The organism is Sediminicola luteus, from assembly GCF_040566555.1.
Taxonomy (GTDB): domain Bacteria; phylum Bacteroidota; class Bacteroidia; order Flavobacteriales; family Flavobacteriaceae; genus Sediminicola.
In genome coordinates, this window is the sequence record NZ_JBEWYP010000005.1 from 17,883 (window position 1) to 35,832 (window position 17,950).

15 protein-coding genes are annotated in these 17,950 nt (G+C 40.2%); all 15 read right to left on the minus strand.

What is annotated here, in order from left to right; all coding sequences use genetic code 11:
* Positions 1 to 17: 17 nt before the first annotated feature.
* Positions 18 to 1,280 carry an ABC transporter permease gene (locus ABXZ32_RS09855; RefSeq protein WP_354618514.1) on the minus strand — a complete coding sequence of 421 codons (1,263 nt, stop codon included), beginning with the start codon at positions 1,278 to 1,280 and terminating at the stop codon, positions 18 to 20.
* Between the two features lies 1 nt (position 1,281).
* Complete coding sequence (locus ABXZ32_RS09860; RefSeq protein ID WP_354618515.1) at positions 1,282 to 2,511, minus strand: ABC transporter permease; 1,230 nt, start codon at positions 2,509 to 2,511, stop codon at positions 1,282 to 1,284.
* On the minus strand, positions 2,504 to 3,205 hold the full coding sequence (locus ABXZ32_RS09865) for an ABC transporter ATP-binding protein (protein WP_354618516.1): 702 nt from the start codon (positions 3,203 to 3,205) through the stop codon (positions 2,504 to 2,506). Before ABXZ32_RS09865 ends, ABXZ32_RS09860 begins: the two co-directional genes overlap by 8 nt.
* Before the next feature lie 394 nt (positions 3,206 to 3,599).
* The gene (locus ABXZ32_RS09870; protein ID WP_354618703.1) at positions 3,600 to 3,818 is read right to left on the minus strand and encodes a hypothetical protein; all 219 of its coding nucleotides are present in this window, start codon (positions 3,816 to 3,818) and stop codon (positions 3,600 to 3,602) included.
* A 15-nt stretch (positions 3,819 to 3,833) separates the two neighbouring features.
* The gene (locus tag ABXZ32_RS09875; RefSeq protein ID WP_354618517.1) at positions 3,834 to 4,367 is read right to left on the minus strand and encodes a DUF420 domain-containing protein; all 534 of its coding nucleotides are present in this window, start codon (positions 4,365 to 4,367) and stop codon (positions 3,834 to 3,836) included.
* A 1-nt stretch (position 4,368) separates the two neighbouring features.
* Complete coding sequence (locus ABXZ32_RS09880; protein ID WP_354618518.1) at positions 4,369 to 5,094, minus strand: SCO family protein; 726 nt, start codon at positions 5,092 to 5,094, stop codon at positions 4,369 to 4,371.
* Positions 5,094 to 5,726: a hypothetical protein gene (locus ABXZ32_RS09885; RefSeq protein WP_354618519.1), complete on the minus strand. Its 633-nt coding sequence runs from the start codon at positions 5,724 to 5,726 to the stop codon at positions 5,094 to 5,096. Before ABXZ32_RS09885 ends, ABXZ32_RS09880 begins: the two co-directional genes overlap by 1 nt.
* Positions 5,727 to 5,795: 69 nt before the next feature.
* A complete protein-coding gene (locus ABXZ32_RS09890; RefSeq protein ID WP_354618520.1) occupies positions 5,796 to 6,179 on the minus strand; it encodes a cytochrome C oxidase subunit IV family protein in 384 nt (127 codons plus the stop codon).
* A gap of 65 nt (positions 6,180 to 6,244) precedes the next feature.
* On the minus strand, positions 6,245 to 7,219 hold the full coding sequence (locus ABXZ32_RS09895; RefSeq protein WP_354618521.1) for a cytochrome c oxidase subunit 3: 975 nt from the start codon (positions 7,217 to 7,219) through the stop codon (positions 6,245 to 6,247).
* Positions 7,220 to 7,373: 154 nt separating this feature from the next.
* Positions 7,374 to 7,952, minus strand: a complete 579-nt coding sequence (locus ABXZ32_RS09900; RefSeq protein ID WP_354618522.1) for a cytochrome c oxidase subunit 3 — start codon at positions 7,950 to 7,952, stop codon at positions 7,374 to 7,376.
* Positions 7,953 to 7,958: 6 nt separating this feature from the next.
* Complete coding sequence (gene cyoE, locus ABXZ32_RS09905; protein ID WP_354618523.1) at positions 7,959 to 8,858, minus strand: heme o synthase; 900 nt, start codon at positions 8,856 to 8,858, stop codon at positions 7,959 to 7,961.
* A 267-nt stretch (positions 8,859 to 9,125) separates the two neighbouring features.
* A complete protein-coding gene (locus ABXZ32_RS09910; RefSeq protein WP_354618524.1) occupies positions 9,126 to 9,830 on the minus strand; it encodes an energy transducer TonB in 705 nt (234 codons plus the stop codon).
* 52 nt (positions 9,831 to 9,882) lie between these two features.
* Positions 9,883 to 10,284 carry a VanZ family protein gene (locus ABXZ32_RS09915; RefSeq protein WP_354618525.1) on the minus strand — a complete coding sequence of 134 codons (402 nt, stop codon included), beginning with the start codon at positions 10,282 to 10,284 and terminating at the stop codon, positions 9,883 to 9,885.
* Positions 10,277 to 10,657 carry a glycine cleavage system protein GcvH gene (gene gcvH / locus ABXZ32_RS09920; RefSeq protein ID WP_354618526.1) on the minus strand — a complete coding sequence of 127 codons (381 nt, stop codon included), beginning with the start codon at positions 10,655 to 10,657 and terminating at the stop codon, positions 10,277 to 10,279. Before gcvH ends, ABXZ32_RS09915 begins: the two co-directional genes overlap by 8 nt.
* A 126-nt stretch (positions 10,658 to 10,783) precedes the next feature.
* Entirely contained in the window at positions 10,784 to 17,947 is a 7,164-nt protein-coding gene (gene sov / locus ABXZ32_RS09925) for a T9SS outer membrane translocon Sov/SprA (protein WP_354618527.1), read from the minus strand.
* Positions 17,948 to 17,950 lie beyond the last annotated feature (3 nt).

The following is a 17,950-nucleotide window of genomic DNA, read 5'->3' on the forward strand; positions in this document are numbered from 1 at the left end:
TAATGATATAGTTTAGTTTATTCTTCTCTTAATGCGTCAATTGGTTTTATGCTTACGGCACGTTGGGCGGGTATCAACCCGATCAATGTTCCTAAGACGACCATAATTGCCAAGGCTCCCAGAACATAAGGGATTGGCACTGTTGGGTTGGCATAGGGAAAATCTGAATCCTGTGTAAACCTGTTGATAAGACTCAGCACTCCTGCACCCAATATGATGCCTATAACTCCCGCAATCATGGTCAAAAGAACCGACTCCATGATAATAAGGGCGCGTACCTCTCTTGGTGTTGCACCTAAAGCCCGCCTAACTCCTAATTCTTTGGTTCTTTCCTTAACGGAGATCAATAGAATATTACCAATTCCTATGACCCCGGCCAGTATAGTAGCTATCCCCACTACTAGGGACAAAAATGTCAGGCCTTCAGCAAATCCCACAATTCTATTAAAAATCTCCCCCAGATTAAAGGAACCAAAAGCCCTCTCATCTTTGGGATTTACATTGTGAATGGATTTAAGGAGTGTCTTTACATCTTTTTCCACCTGAATAACATCTGCATCGTCATAGGCTGCAATGGTCAACCATGAAACATCTTCACCCGTATTGTACAATTTTCTAAATGTGCTGAAAGGAATGTAGATATCCGAATCACTTTCAAAACCGCCCCCAGGTGTAAATTTATGCACCCCTACTACTTGAAAGAACACATTATCTATCCGAATAAATCCTCCTATAGGATCCTCCCCTTTTTCAAATATCTCTTTTTGGGTTCGTTCTCCAATGACACAGACCTTTCGTGCCTGGTCTATATCCTCATCATTGATAAATCTGCCTCCATCATATATCTTCTTAGTGGCTATTTTTGTCAATACAGGATAATCCCCATAAACCGCATAATTTCCAGACTTAGTACCTCTAATAATCTGGGCTGGACCGCTGCCAAAAATACCCTTTACGTTTCTTGGGGCTATATATTGAATCTCAGCAATCCTATTTTCCAGTACGGTTACATCCTTTAATTTTAGTTGTAACTGCCTTCCGGTTTTAAATCCTTTATAGGGCATACTGGTATTTTGTGCCCAAGCGAACATACTGTTCATGGCCACATTTTCAAATTGTTTTTCAAAACCATTGTCCAACCCCTTTGCCGCACCGGACAATACGATATAAATAAAAATACCCCACAAAACACCAATCACCGTAATGATGGTACGGGTCTTGTTCTTACTTATAGAACCGTATATTTCCTGCCATGTATTTCTGTCAAATATAAATCGCATGTTATTCGTCTCTTAAGGCTACAATAGGTTTAATATCGGCCGCTCTTTTTGCAGGTAAATATCCTGCAAGCGCACCAAATAAAATCAATACTATAGTGGCTGATATGGCCATGGTTAAATTGATAAATGGATTGGTAATAAAATAATCCTTCAGCGTATCTCCAAGAGACCCCAATAGGGCAATCCCCAAGATCATTCCTATAAAACCAGATATAGTGGTTATAAAAACTGATTCCAATAGTATAGTGCTGATAACAGATTTAGGTGTGGCACCCAAAGCTTTTCTTATTCCCAGTTCCTTGGTTCGCTCCTTCACCACAAACACCATAATATTACTGATACCTATAATTCCGGCAATAATGGTCCCAAAGGCCACGAAGGCAACAATTATCTGTAAAACCCTTGCGAATTGCTGATTTTGTTTTAGCTGATCGGCAATATTTCTGATAAAGATTCCGCTCTCATCATCTGGGCTAATATTTTTCTTATCCTTGATGAACCTGGTCAGACTCCTGTCAAAGGCCATCGCCCCGACATATCCAATTTCTGGTCTAAACCCAACGATAATTTGATCTATCTTATCTGTATTCTTCTCAATAAGCTGTCTTGTAGTGTATGGGATATATATGGTCCTTTCCTCATTGTCCCCACCCTCGTCCTGAAAAACTCCAATGACCATAAATGCGCTTCCGCCTATGTCAATATAGTTGCCAATGGAATTATCCGAGCCAAATAGATCCCTTTCTACCAATCTTCCGATAACCGCGTATTTAGTTCTATTGGTAACATCAGCTTCGTTGATGTACCTACCTTTCATCATTATGGTCTTTTCAGCATACTGATGGGCAGGACCTACAGCTCTATTGGAATAGTTGTTGGATTCATTTTTATATTTTACCAAGCTACTTCTAGAAATCCTTGGGGTGGTATACTCCAAAAACATGGGAAAATTCTTTTCTATATCGGCTAAATCGCTGTTTTCAAATTCTATTTGCCTATTTGCCTTATAGCCCTTGTATGGTTTTGTGGTCCTTCCTGGGAATACAAAAAATACGTTGGTGGCATCGTCCCCAAAAAATTCATCAAAGGTATTGATCAGTCCGTTTCCGAAACCAAAGAGTACCACGAAGATGAAAATACCCAATGCAACGGTAAACCCGGACAAAAAAGTCCTCAGTTTATTCTTTTGAATCGTCTGGAAGATTTCTTTCCAATTGTCCCTACTAAACATATTGCGACGCTCTTACCTGTTCAACCTTTTTATCTTCCAGAATTATCCCATCCTTCAAATGAACAATTCGCTTGCACATATTGGCTATATCAGGTTCGTGCGTAACAATTAAGATGGTGTTTCCCTTATCGTTAATTTTTTGGATAAGATCCATTACTTCATAAGAAGTTTTACTGTCCAATGCTCCCGTTGGCTCATCTGCCAGCAATACTTTTGGTTCTGCCGCCATGGCCCGTGCAATGGCCACACGCTGTTTTTGTCCACCGGAAAGCTCATTGGGCAAGTGTCCGGCCCATTCCTTTAGACCTACCTGTTCCAAATACTTCAAAGCCTTTTCTTGTCGTTCTTTCCTCCCTACCTTTTGATAGTATAGAGGCAGGGCCACATTTTCAAGAGCAGTTTTATAATTGATTAGGTTGAAGGATTGAAATACAAAGCCCAGAAATTTGTTTCGATAATTAGCCGCCTTGGTTTCGTTTAGATTGATGATGGGTACACCATCTAAAGTATAGGACCCTTCATCCAATTCGTCCAACATGCCCAGAATATTCAATAAGGTTGATTTACCAGATCCTGAAGAACCCATGATGGCTACCAACTCTCCTTCTTCAACAGAAAAATTAATACCTTTTAGAACATGGAGGGAATTGCTTCCCATCTTATAGGATTTATGAAGATCTTTAATTTCTATCATAACAAAATTGAATTGGCTATTTGCGTTTAAATACGCTGATAAGACTAGGTAGATTCCTTTTTGTTACAACTTTTGGTCTAAAATATTTTCAAATGGACTACTTCTTTATTTTTTTGAGGTTTTCAAATTAAAAGAAACTGCCGCCAAATGACCAATCACCCGCACAATATTAGCGATTATGGAACAGGGCAACTTTCAACACCTCAGTTACACTAATTAGCATGTCCAGGGATAGGCATAATCAGGTATAACTAGGAGAAAGGCAATTAATAAATAAGAGTTGTAAAAGGTGAAGGAGTCGAAATGGAAGTAGTTCACATGTAGCCGGCAACGATGAGGGATAGTAGAAGGTATTCATAGAATATGCCAGCATCCCAAGGAGGTGCGAACCTTCCTAAGTTCTCATCTTTCTATAAATAAAATAAAATAAACCTGCTACCAGAATATAGGGAACCGCCATAAGGTAAACTATCCCGTTATTGATCCCTTCTGCAGCAGAAGTATCAGCCTCGCTCTCCAAGACCGCCCGACACATGGCACATTGGGCCTCCATTAATTGTGGCAGGAAAACCGCTAAAAGAGTTAGAACAACAAGGATGCTTTTATTTTTCAAAATGCGTACTTTAAATTATTGAATATAGTAAGGGGATATCATCAAATATACTACCACCCCCGTCACAGCTACATACAGCCATATTGGAAAGGTAATCTTTGCCAATTTCCTATGTGCTTCAAACTTCTTCAAATAGGCTCTAGCATAGGTTCTCAATACCAATGGAATAATAGCAATGGACAAAATGATGTGTGTGATCAATATAAAATAATAGACCCATTTGATCCAACCTTCCCCACCGAAGGTTGTGGAATCCGAGGTCATATGATAGGCCACGTACATGACCAAGAACGCCAAAGACAAGGCAATACATGTAGTCATTAGGTTCTGGTGCAACGTTCTCTTCCCATTTTTTATGGCCCAGACTGCCACTATCAACAATAGAGCGGTAAGTCCGTTCGTAGCCGCATAAATTGGAGGCAAAAAGGAAAGTGGCTCCACATTCGGCAATTTTACACCAAACAAAATAGCAACCACTACTGGGATCACTATAGAAACCAAGGTAATCAGTTTATTAAATTTCTTCTCTTTTAAAGCAACGGTATCCATCCTATTCTTCCAATAATTTTTTAATATCCTCTTTTAAAATAGCAATCTGTTCTTTTTCGCCCTGTTCGTTCTCACCCTCAGATTCCGAGATGGTCCCCCTGTAGTAAATAATTGGGTTCCCAAAGTCATCCACCCGAGACCTGATGAATCCTTTTTTATCAATCAAGGCAAATAGTCCCGAATGTTCAAAGCCTCCAGGGGCATTGGGTGTTTGGGCCGCAAAAATATTAAAGCCATTATTGGCCAAGTCATAGATTTCTTCATGACTACCGGTCAACAAATGCCAATCTATATTAGTTATCCCATAGGATTCGGCATACTTCTTTAAAACCGTAGGGGTGTCGTACTCTGGATTAATGGTAAACGAAGCCACTCCAAAATTTTGAAAATCTTTAAATTCTTCTTGAATCTCCACCAAATTCTTGTTCATTATGGGACAGATACTCGGACAGGTAGTGAAGAAAAATTCTACTACATAAACTTTACCCCTATAATCCTTTTCTGTAATGACCAGGCTGTCTTGGTTGACCAATGAGAATGTTGGAACCCTTCTTTTTTCACCGTTAAATTCTATGTAAGACAAAGCTCCGCTGTTATCCTTTACGTTCATTCGATCGTTCTCCACAACTGTTCCGCTCTGAATACGGTCCACAATTCTAGGAATAAATATGATTCCAAAAATCAGTACAATCAATGAAACCCAAACATACGTGTATTTATTCTTCATTAGTTGCTTCTTTCGGCGTTGTTCTTCTTTAAGGCCATGCGGTATTCCGCAAAGATGATCTTTACATCATCTTCCATCTTATTGTTCAGATCTGCCACTGAGGATGTATTAAAACCGTATTTGGTGCCATTGCCTTCATCGTCCTTTCTTCCCCTAAGGCTTATATCCTTATCCACAATAAAAACAAAGGGAGTACTCAGATTTTCCTCTAGTGTAAGATCGGTTTTTAAGCTAGCGAACATGGTCTTTATTTCATCTGGCTCCCCATATATGAACTTCCATTTGGAAATATCCCCTAGACTTCCTAAATCTTTTTTTAATTCCTCCACCTTAGCCTCTGTACCCTTGGGCATGACCATGACGAATTGAAAATCGTTGAACTCGTAGAAAGGTTTATATATCTTTTGGTTCAAGTTAAAAGCGTTCCCTTTTTTAAGCTCTACATTCTCCCCCAAAAATCCAAGTATGGTAATTTTATCCTGCAACGTATATGCCGGATCTATCACGGAAATATCGGAGACTTTTTCTGTAAGTATTGGAAGTTTTCCAAAATTATTTATACCTGATGCAAAAAAGAGATAGGCAACTATGGGAAGTATAAATAAAACGACTAAAACGAATACTTTTTTCATGTGGTATGGTAGGGTACAAAAATAAAAAAGACGGTATAAATACCGTCTTTTAATACTGTTAATAATACGTTAGAAATTCCATTTGATGAAACCATCCTTGTATACTTGAAAGATATAATCTGCTTCGAACAACAAAATAAACATAAGATAGGCAACCAGAAAAATTGGAGTCCATACTATGGTTCTTCTCAAAGAGCTTTTCTCATCCCGCAAGTGCATAAAATCCCAAGCGATATAGTATGCCTTGACCAAGGTCAAAATGATGAATATCCAGTTAAGCGATTTCATCCCCAAAACATAAGATTTGGTCAACATTTCGGGCTTGGCTATACCTAAGGCAACCTCTACAGCTGTAACCAAGGTTAAAAAAACCAATACTCCCCATATTTTTTGGGTGTTCGACTTAAATTTCAAAAGACCTCTAAATATTTCTAATTTATGCGTGTGTGCCATTTTGTATGTTTTATATGGACCTTCAAAAGTTTAAATTGTTTTGAAGGTTGTATTTTTTATTATGATTAAACCAGATAAAAGAATGTGAATACGAATACCCAAACCAAATCCACAAAGTGCCAGTAAAGTCCAACTTTTTCTACCATTTCATAGTGTCCCCTGCGCTCGTAAGTACCTAAGATAACATTGAAAAAGATAATAAGGTTGATCATTACCCCAGAGAAAACGTGGAATCCGTGAAAACCTGTGATAAAGAAAAAGAAATCTGCAAACAAACGACTCCCATATTCATTATGGATCAAATTTGCTCCTTCCACCACGTATTTGGCATTATTTAAAGATTTTAAGGATTCATCCCTACTAAGAACTGTTTTCTCACCTTCTTCATTTATCATTTCTGTACGAATGACAATATTAGAGTTGGCCTTGAAACCTTCAACCACTTCATTTACGGAGTAGGTAGGCAACGTCCCTTCACCAACAAACCAAAGTCCGCTTTTTCTTTCATGAGCTACTCGCTCTTCTGGTAATTGGGTTGTAAAATCACGTAAGGCAGCACGTTCACCACTATCTGCCTTTACAAATTGTAGGATACGTCCTCCTTTGGTCTCAATAGCGCCATAGTCACCTTTGATAAAGGTAGCCCATTCCCATGCTTGGGAACCAACGAAGATTGCACCTCCGATAATTGTCAGGAACATGTACCAGATAACGCTGTTCTTTTTCATTTTATGTCCAGCATCCACAGCCAATACCATCGTTACGGATGACATGATCAGGATAAAGGTCATAAACGCCACATAGTACATTGGGAAATTCCCATGAAAGAAAGGAACGTGGGTAAATACCTCATCGGCAATAGGCCATGTTTCTATAAACTTGAATCTGGAAAATCCGTAAGCCGCCAAAAAGCCGGAAAAGGTCAAAGCATCAGATACAATGAAGAACCACATCATCATTTTACCATAACTTGCTCCTAAAGGTTGGTTACCGCCTCCCCAAACGTTTTCTTCTGTACCCGTTGTTACCGTAGTATCCATATTTGAATTATCGTATTAATAAAATTTTCACAAATTTACATTTTTTTCGTCTACACAAAATTTTTGCCTTTTAAAATATGGGAAAAATTTCAAGTATTTTGGGAAGTAGGTCCTATTTAAGACCCTATTCCCCAAGATTTACCTTTATTTAGTTTTAATAGAAATAAAAGAACAAAATTAGATAGACCCATAAAAGGTCCAAAAAGTGCCAAAAGGTAGCCCCCAATTCCAATCCTAGATATTCCTTGGAGGAGTATTTTCCTTTAATCTGTTTGTACAACACCACTAAAAGTGAAATTAGCCCGGCAACCACGTGCAAGATATGCACCACCGCAATCAAAAAGATGTAGGACATGGTAATGCTGCTCGTTGGCCCGGTAAAATAATATCCTTGGGCAATCATTTGGGAAAACCCGTTGAACTGCAAAAAGATAAAGCTTACTCCCAAGACCAAGGTAAGCAACAGCCACCTGGTACACATCTTGGCATTATCGGCCTTTACGGCAGATTTAGCCATCATATAGGTTATGCTGCTCAGTACCAATACCAAAGTACTATATAAAAACGAGGATGGCAATTGTAGATCGGAAAGCCAGTCTTCCCGGGTACTACTCACAATGTAGGCACTGGTCCAACCAGCAAATCCCATAATTAAACTTACTATCCCGAACCAGAGCATCATTTTCTTTGCCCTATCGTTCTTCTCCTTCGGAGTACCTGTTGTTAAATCCATAAATTATTAAATAAATTTATCCACTACATAAACCACTTGCATCAATGTAATATAAGTGACACTTGCCAACATAAGATTTTTGGCAGATTTGTTATCTTTTCTTTCATAAAGCCGCATCGCAAAAAACAACATCCCCAAGCCCATCGCAAAAATTAGAATTGCGGCTACAATGGACAATTGAAGTCTTCCCGTTATTCCGAAAACCGGAATAATAGAAATTACCATCATCCAAATAGTATACATGATTATCTGAAGGGCGGTGCCTTTGTCTTTTTTACCCGTGGGCAACATTTTAAAACCTCCTTTTTTATAATCCTCATCCAACATCCATCCCAAGGCCCAAAAATGTGGAAACTGCCAAAAGAACTGTATCATAAAAAGAGTTCCGGGCTCTATTCCAAACTCATTGGTTGCGGCAACCCAGCCCAACATAAATGGTATGGCCCCAGGAAAAGCCCCTACAAAAACAGAGAGGGGTGTCTTGGTCTTTAAAGGCGTATAAACACTGGTATACAAAAAGATGGAAATGGCACCGAACATTGCTGTCTTCGGATTCAAAATATACAAAGATACCAAGCCGACAATGGTTAAAACCACTGCAATGACCATTGCGGTAGTAACCGACATTCTTCCAGAAGGAATAGGCCTGTTTTTGGTCCGGTTCATCAGGGCATCCAAATCCTTTTCAATAACTTGGTTAAAAGCATTGGACGCACCTACCATGCAATACCCGCCAAAAGACAATAAAAAAAGTGATAGATAACTAATCTCCACCGCACCAAGAAAGTATCCGGCGATAGATGAAAAAACCACGCTTACCGCCAGCCTAGCTTTGGTAATTTCTTTAAAATCAGCAAATATCAAAGACCATAAGGTGCTTTTTGCTGTTTGAACCGCAGTCTTCATCTAGAATTTTTAAAAGGAGTGCAAAGATAAGACCCAAATGATTTTTTTCCAACCTAATACGGGTATTTATGTTATTTAGAAGACATATTACCTTCTCCTTCCTTAAAACCATTAGTATGGGAGAAAATAATTGTACACTCACCACCATTTTTAACACGTATAATTATAATCCTGGGAGTATAGAAAAAGAAAAACCCAGGCCTAGGCCTGGGTTTTTTATTACTTCTAAACAAACCCTCCAAAAAGGGGATGTCCTTAACTTCGTTATTACTGTAGCTTAAAGGTAATTGGAATACTAAATGGAACCCTTACAGCTCTACCTCTTTGCTTACCAGGAGTCATCCTTGGTAATTTACTGATAATTCTTTCTGCTTCTTTTTCCAAGTTTTGGTCAGGTCCACGCATTCTAACGTTTCCGATACTACCATCTTTTTGGATCACGAACATAACACTAACTCTACCTTGAACCCCCATTTCTTGGGCAATTTCAGGGTAACGGAAGTTTTTACGGATGTGTTGTTGCATCATATCATTGAAACATGCTCTTTTATCCTTCTCGTTTTCACAACCTGGAAAAACAGGAACGTCTTCAATAACCGCGAAAGGAACGTCGATATCCTCTTCTACATCCTCTACTGCGATATCATCTACTTCAATGATTTCCTCCTCTTGGGAAGTTTCAGTAGATTTTATTACTGTCTCCTCAACCTCAACCTCATCTTCAACAACGGTAATGATCTCCGGTGCTGCTGGTGGTGGTGGTGGTGGTGGAGTTTTTATTTGCTCTGTCATTGGAACTTCTTCATCCAACATATCTTCTACGTTCAAAGAAACGTCATAGGTAGTCTGTTCATCGTAAGTCTTCCATTCCAAAGCACGCCATATAATCAACATTACAACAGCTAAGCCTATAACGAAGTACATGCCGCTGTTTTTTGTCAAATCTGCTTTTGGATTCTTTTTTGGTTCCATATAGTTAGTTTTAAGGTTTGCTAATTTAATTATTAATTTAGTAAAAAAACAATTAATTTTTCCATTTTAACTGCCTTTTCCCAGAAAATGCGAGTTTTATTGCCAGAGCCCCTACTAAAGCCCCTAAAGTATTGGCCATTACATCAAATACATCTCCCTCTCTATCAACAGTTAACTCGCTTTGTACTACCTCAATAACTATACCATAAAGTATAACTGCGATAACAATTGTTAGAATTGATTTTTTCATATCATTTTCACCCTGAGTTCTTTCCCTAAGGAACAAAGCCCCTAAGACCGCTGCCATAAAATAAAAGATAAAATGAACCAGCTTGTCCATAAAGGGCAGTTCAAAATCTGGTAAGTCGCCTTCTGAAAATGAAAATAAGCTGAGCAGTGTTATGAACACCATCCAGCTTATAAATGCAATTGTAAAGATGCTTTTCTTAAGCACCTATCAATTCTTTGTAATCCGCATCACTAAGAAGACCGTCAACTTCCGATGGGTCACTTAGTTTTATTTTTATCATCCATCCCTCTCCGTAAGGATCGGTGTTCACTTTTTCAGGTTCATCCTCCAACATTGTATTGAACTCAATAATCTCTCCACTCAAAGGCAGAAAAAGATCAGAAACTGTTTTGACAGCTTCTACCGTTCCAAATATTTCTTCCTTATCCAAAGTTTCATCCAAGGTCTCTACCTCTACGTAAACGATATCCCCCAATTCCCCTTGGGCAAAATCTGTGATCCCCACTGTTGCAATATCCCCTTCAATCTTAATCCACTCGTGGTCTTTGGTATACTTTAATTCGGATGGTACGCTCATGTCTTTTAATTAAATGTTAGAGCCGCAAATGTATGGGATTTTGGTAATCTATTCAAAAAAAGTAATCCATTATTAACAAATCACAACTAAGACCTTTCCCAGGCATTAAAGTGGATTCTTAACTTCCTAGTTACCAAAATTATACCTTATGGTAAACCCAGTATTTATTGTTGATTGTGGAAATGCCGTAGAAACCGCAAACTGCGAAAAAGAGTAATCATAAAAGAACAGGGCATTCAAGGTTTTACTCAAGGCGTAATCTGCCGTAAATTTAACCGAGAGCAGGTTTTGTCCAGAGGTAATTTGATTGTTCGTAATATCCAAATTTCGTATAATGGTCACATTGTCCCTTAAGGTTGCGTCTGCTTTCAAATTCAGATCCCCTTTGAAACGTTGTTTCTCACCCCCGATATTGGTCACCAATTTCACATCCTTGAATCTGTATCCCAAGCCAACGGTATACTCTTTTCCATTGATCTCCGTAAGTAGGTCGTTATCAAAACTTAGGGACAACGCCCTATCTGTTCGTACCTCCGCCACAACGCTCATGGAATTTTTCATTTCAAAATCGACCCTCATCAAGGGATTGAACTGATCCGTCAATACCACATTATTAATAATATTGTCCGGCAGAAAATCGCCGTTCTCCGGGTCAATGGAAGTATTTTGTTTCTCTAAATTGGTCTGGAAGGAATTGATACTATAAGCGGCCCTATACCCATGACTCAGGGAGAAGCGCTTAAACTTACTCTTAAACCACTTGTTCTGCATCAAGCCGGTATACTTTATATTCCAGTTGGGAATTGGAATATCCCTAAAGGCATCCAAGTTCACCCTATTCACATCTTGTCCCGTATAGGCTGCAAAGAAGGCCGGCAATAAGACTTCTTGTTGATTCTTGCCATATCGTTCCGGATAACCATCTGCATCCACCTGACCTGTTCCCTGTCCTCTATCGGACACCAATCTGTTGGCTATGACGATTCTATTATTTTTAAACTCTTGAAAGCTCTCTGAAGTAAATTCATCGCTTTTTCCAAAGGAGGTCCCTATCATGACCGTAGAAATACTGAAGTTCCCATAGTTGTTCCCCAGTAAATTTTCATACTCAAAAGAGCCGTCTCCCAACTCATTCACCTTAAAATTTTCCTGATAGCTTTCTGAATACTGCCTGTCAGCCACCAAATCTATGGTAAGATCTTTTATGGGTTGTGCCGTTGCGGTGATGTTCAATTGCTTATTGGTACGTTCTATAAATTGTTGGTTAAACTCTGTAAAAGTGGTAAGCCATCCATTCCGGGCAGCTTCAAAACGCACATCGGCCTGACTCCCAAAAACAAATCCTATAGTTGGCTTTGCCGTACCGATAAACCCGATGGATCTGGTATATCCAGGAAGTACCTTTCCATTATTCTCACTGTAATTAAAATTCACCCTTTTTACCATGGTCAAGATGTCCACAGCAGTATTGAATAGGCCACTGGTTTTCTTTTGGGCTTTTTGTTCTGCCTCAGCTTTTTTAGTAAGGTTGCCTGCCTTATCCCTCCTAGTGGAATTGACACTTACCACATCTTTGGCAGTTCTTTTCTTCAGCCCTAAATAATCATACAATTTCTGCATCCCCAAAGAAGCGGTAATCGTATGGGTATTGGCGTTTTGGATGGTGTTGATGGACACGTTTTCCTGTCCTGGTTCCAATCTCGCTATTTCATTAAGTGCATCTCCGCCCCTTTGCCAGTCAAAATTACTAGTGTAACTGTATTGGGCATTGATAAAATCCAACGCGGGTATTTTGTTAAAAGGCACCTCATAGTTCAATTGCATCTGCTGGGCATGCCTATTGGGTTCCCCAATATCCCAAAAACCATCCCACAATCCTAGGGCCGGATCTATTCCCGAATCCTCATTGCCCGCCTCTTCAAAATAGTTACGGACAATATTGTTATTGGAAGCTGTTAAATTCAATCGCAAAGACTTGCTCAGGCTATAGTTTAATGCATATTGCCAATTAAAGAGATAGTTACGCTGCTGTAATACCGGCAGATCCAATGATTCTACCCCTGGTTCCAATACATCCCTAAAACGTTGTTGGTTGAAAGATCGGTTGATATTTGAATTGACGGCAATACTTGTTGGCAGTAAGTTAAAGTTTACATCTTTCAACCATTTCAAATACCTACCATTGAATAAAGAATCCTGCTTTGCAAAAGGAGCCACAGAGGCGGGCTTAAAGTTATGGTTGTAGACCATTCCCGTTACCACGTTTTGATCTCTTAATTCCGCTATTTCAAAATCCCTATGGTCCGTTTCATTATAGGAATAGTTCAAGGTGAAGTTTTCAACATCGTAAAAATTTGCATCGGCTTCCTCTCCACGATTTTTTCGAACCCCAATAAGGTTGATACTTGTTCTTTTGGTATAATCTTCGGCCTGCTCCTTAATGGCATCGGCTTCAGCCTGAGAACTAGCAGTAGCTACTCTGTCCTCCAATTTTAAATCATCGTATACGGGATCAAATTCGGGAGTTATTAGTTGTTCTGATATCCCATAATTGAAGGGCAATTGAATCCCCCATTTTTTGGGCAGCAATTGACCTACGTTCACATTGGTCACCACGTCATAAGAAATAGCGTCCTCCCTTGATCTCTCGTTCGGCATTTGATCTATGCCCCCGAAGCCTGAAGTGCTCTTGCTACCCGTAGCCGAGAAGTTTGCGAAATCGGCAATATTGGCATCCACGGCGGCCACGGCAGCCCATCCCCCATTATTGTCCAGACCGGCAAGTCGCAATTCATTAAACCAGACCTCACCTCGAGCGGGTAAATTATCAATGTTTTTAACCCCCACCATTACACTTCTTAAACTCCCCAAGGATGGGTTACCTCGTATTCCAATACGAGCCCTTCCCGGTGTTCTCGGAGCAAATTCTTCGACAGCTACCACATCCCCATCCACAATTTCATAGTAGTTGACAGTGTTCAAGGATTGGTTGGATATGCCCAAAGACTTTACCTTAGAGAGGTCATTTAAAGGAATGTCGATCTCATTCACTTCTGGCCAAATATCAGTATCCAAGGAAGACCCGAATGGCGTAAACTGTAATGGAAGTTCAATTTGATAAAAGTTTTGGCTGAAATCTGTTCCAATTCTTAAGAAACCTACCAAAGGTGTTTCGTCATTGGTATAATCACTGTCCACAATTTTCTCGGCATGCATGAACATCTTTAAACGCTCATACTGTCTAATATCTATATTCACATTTTTGAACACTCCCCTTGAATCCTCAGATTCCAAATTTTCCACCACAAAGGAAAGGGATTGTTCATTTTGGCGAATTATAGTGTTGTTATTGTTCAATTGCTCCCTGATGACTCCAGGAGGCAGGACATATGGTATAGGTGTTCTTCCATTGTTTTCTTCAATATTCACCGTATTCACATCCACAAAGGTACCATCGTCAGCAGGGTTATTATCTACCTCTGGCTGCAAGGAATTTGTGTAGGTACGCCAATCGCCACGGACCAGATCCAAGGTCGCGAAACGAAGGACCACATTATCGGAGAAATTAGTGAGGTACATACGCATAAAGCTAATGGACCTAAAATCACTAATACCGCCAACGGCATCCGTAAAATCACTAAGTGGAATTTTGTATTGTATCCAACGACGGTTCAAAGTTGTGCCATTGGGTAACTGAGGGGTAACCCCTTCTTTTATATCGGTTACATACTTGTCATTAATAGTGGTGTTGGGCTTAATGGCGATACGATATTCATAATAACTGTTGACCGTATTCATGGTAAGATCCCTGTCTATATCTTCTACATCGGGCAAGGTGGTGGAACCCCTATTGGTATTGGTGACCTGCACAGGAGAGTTGCCTTGCGGGTTGTTAAAATCCAAATATCTATTTAAAATGCTCCCATCCCTATTCAGGTAATATTGGTAGTTATCCAAGGCAGGGTCATTCCCTGGGTTGTTGGTATAGATTGATCCTTCTGCAGCATCATCAAGACCATCAAATCCTAAATCCTGTAAACCCCTGTTGGTTTCATTGGTATCAAAAGCATATACCAAAGATTGGGTTGCGGGTACTTTTCCCCAGGCAGTAGGAGTTACCAAATCGTTGCTATTTACACCTGGCAAACCATTCTCATATTGTTTTCTCCCATCTTTTAGAATATCCTCAGATATGTTACCAAAGTTGAAGACCAATTCCCCACTGGAGGTGGTGTTCCCGTCTACATAAGGATCCAACACCCAAAACTGAACAAACTCCACATTGGACTGCTCAAAATTGGTGCTGCTCAAGGAACGCATGATTCCTCCCCATTTAGAATTCGGTTGTTCTCCCGCAAAATTTGGGTTATCGTTGTATGGTCCTTTTGCATTTGGGAAATAGGAAACATCCAATGTGCTCTGAACAGTCGTTTGTCCTTGGGCAATATCTACCTGAGGAAAAACCTCATCAATAAATACCCTTCTTGTCGGATTGGTAGAAACATCGGAATCTGTAATTCCTGAAGGTCTTTGATTGGTGTAAAAAATAGGATCGATCGTATACCACGCCATTTTCGCCCTTTGGTATCCTGTTTCCAATCCGCTCTTTCCATCTGCAAATTCTACCGGGGTACTGGCCAAAGACCAACCTAGGGAAGAGCGGATATCTATAAGGGACTGGGCCCCTTCAAAATCATCTACATACGTTGTTGTTTCCCCTTCAAAATCTGCATTTTTAGGCGATCCGGGCTGCAGCCAAGCTATCTCACCTCTTACTGATACATTGGAAGGTACATCGGTATCTATATTGGGCAATTTATTTGCCAATCTTGTAAGGAATGGCACTTCGGTAGAAAAATTCCCGTTAACGCCAAAAATACTATTGTTGACCGGCTCCACCCCATAGTTCGATTTTTGGGTCAAGGGACGTTCATTAAGATTCAACAAGGTGGCACCCAATAGGAAATTCTTATTAAATTGGTGCTCCACATTTACTCCTGTAAACCTTCTGCTCTGTTGGCCGAATACCGCATTGTTCTCCACGGAGATGTTAATAGGGGTATTGGAAGCCTCCAAACTTGGATCTAAAATCTGCACTGTTCCCGCTTGGTAGTTTACGGTATAATCTATCCCTTCTTGCAATTGGCGACCTCCAGCAGTTACTCTAACCGATCCCTGGGGCACGTTAAAGGCTCCGATAGGAATACCATTACTCCCCTCCGATTTATACTGACCTTTTAGGATAAACTTGTTTTTATCTGCGTCCTGAAGTGCTGCTGCCTTGGTGAGGGCATACATATTCCTAAAGACATACTTCTGTTGGTTCACATTGTATCCCTGACCATCATTGACGTCATAGGTACCGCCTCCCAACGTTTCAAATAAATATTCGCCAAAGGGTTCTACCTTGGTGAAAATAATTCTTCCCGATTGAGTATCCACGGTGATTCCGGGCACAAAATCAAAAAAACCATCCCCTCCGCTTTGGACATCGTTGTATGTATTTAATCGGTCAAGATTAAATACATCCAAAAGAATTCGTTCTTCCAACGGCTTAGGTGTATTGGGCCAACCAGCCCCTGGAGAATTATCTACTGGAGTAATGTAATTTCTTGGGGTAGGATCGGAATATAAAATGTTCAACTTGAAATCATCCTGGCTCAACTGAAAAGCACCTGTGGAATAGATGTTTTTCATCATTAAGTCCCAAATAGGATCTATTACATTGGTGATATTGCTCTTTAATAGCTTTAGTACTAGAGTATTATTGTTGACTGCCGGACTCTGGGCTCCCGAAGAAACGGTGGTGGCATCTATTCCCCCATTGGCAAATTCACCCACTTGGTAAACTTCCCCATTGTAGGTATATTGATATGCAACGGCCAAAACCTCATCATTGCTAAGGCGTTGGTTCAGGGAAACATACCCTAATTGAGTACTGAACTGGTAGTCCCGTCCATTTTCCAATTTCCGTGCATTCTCCAAGATGGCATAATCAAACCCTTGGTTCACATCATAACCCGGTATATTAAATCCGTTATCTACAGTGGCTATATCCCTCACCTGTGGGGTTAATGCACCTCCATTGCCGATCAAGGCCGGATCGTAATCATTGGCATTGTTCCTTGGCAAATCTCCGGCTGAAGAAGAATTAAAAAACCCTGGTGGGTTTCCGTTGAGCCTACCTATTCTTGTTTTGGAAGGCACCGCCTCCCCAAGATCCTGTAAGGCCACAACATTTCTCACATTTAAGGTCTGCTGGCTTCTGTTGGTCACCCAAACTTCGAGCCTGGTAATCTGTACCTGGCTTCTGATGTACGGGTAATTTTCCAAGGCCCTATCGTAGTTGTCCCTGAAATACTGTGATATAAAAAAATGCTTGTCCTCATCATAGTCGAGCGAGGATAGGGAATAATCATTTAATGTTCCCCCACCTTGAGCTACTACGGTATTACTTTGTGAGCGTTGTTCCGAAAAAACAGCAGTTACACTGGTCTTTCCGAATTGCAACTTCGTTTTAACCCCAAACAAACTTTGAGCTCCCGTGATCAAAGAGCTGTTCAATGGCATATTCACGTTTCCAACTTCTATGGATTGGATAATATCATCCTCTGTGGGTGTATAATCTAACTTCACCAGATTTTGGAAATCGAAAGTGGCCTCGGTATCATAATTGGCGGTAACTTGAAGTCGCTCTCCAATTTTACCCAACATGCTTAAGCTTATACGTTGATCAAAATCAAAGGATAGGTTGGTACGATTTCGGGGGGAAAGTGCAGGATTGTCGTTCTTTTGCCAAATGACACCCAAGTCCATGGCAACCGATCCCTGTGGGATCACCTCAATGGTATTGCCACCAAAGATAGATTCAAAAAAATTATTGTTGACGTAAAAATTGGGGAGTAAGTTTTTGCGAGCTTCCTCACTTCCAGCTTTCTTTCCGGAATAGGCATCCCTCTTTTCTTTAAAATAGGATTTCATATCCTCCTTTTTTACCAGATCCTGGTACTGTTCCGGAGTTAGAATGATCGGATAGCTGATATCGTATTTCCCAACACTTTCCGTATAGATATAACGGTCCATTTTGGGATCATAGGTATACTTTGCGACGATGCTATTGGGGTCTTTCATCAAAAGTCTCCCAAGGGCTACTCCTGTTTTTGTAGAATCTACTTCTTGTTCTTCCGTTTCCTGGGCAGAAGCAGTTTGTAGGGTCGCCATAAAAATGACACCAATTAGTGAAAGCTTAAATAGAAAAGATGTAAGAAATGATTTTGCCCCTGTTTTCAAACT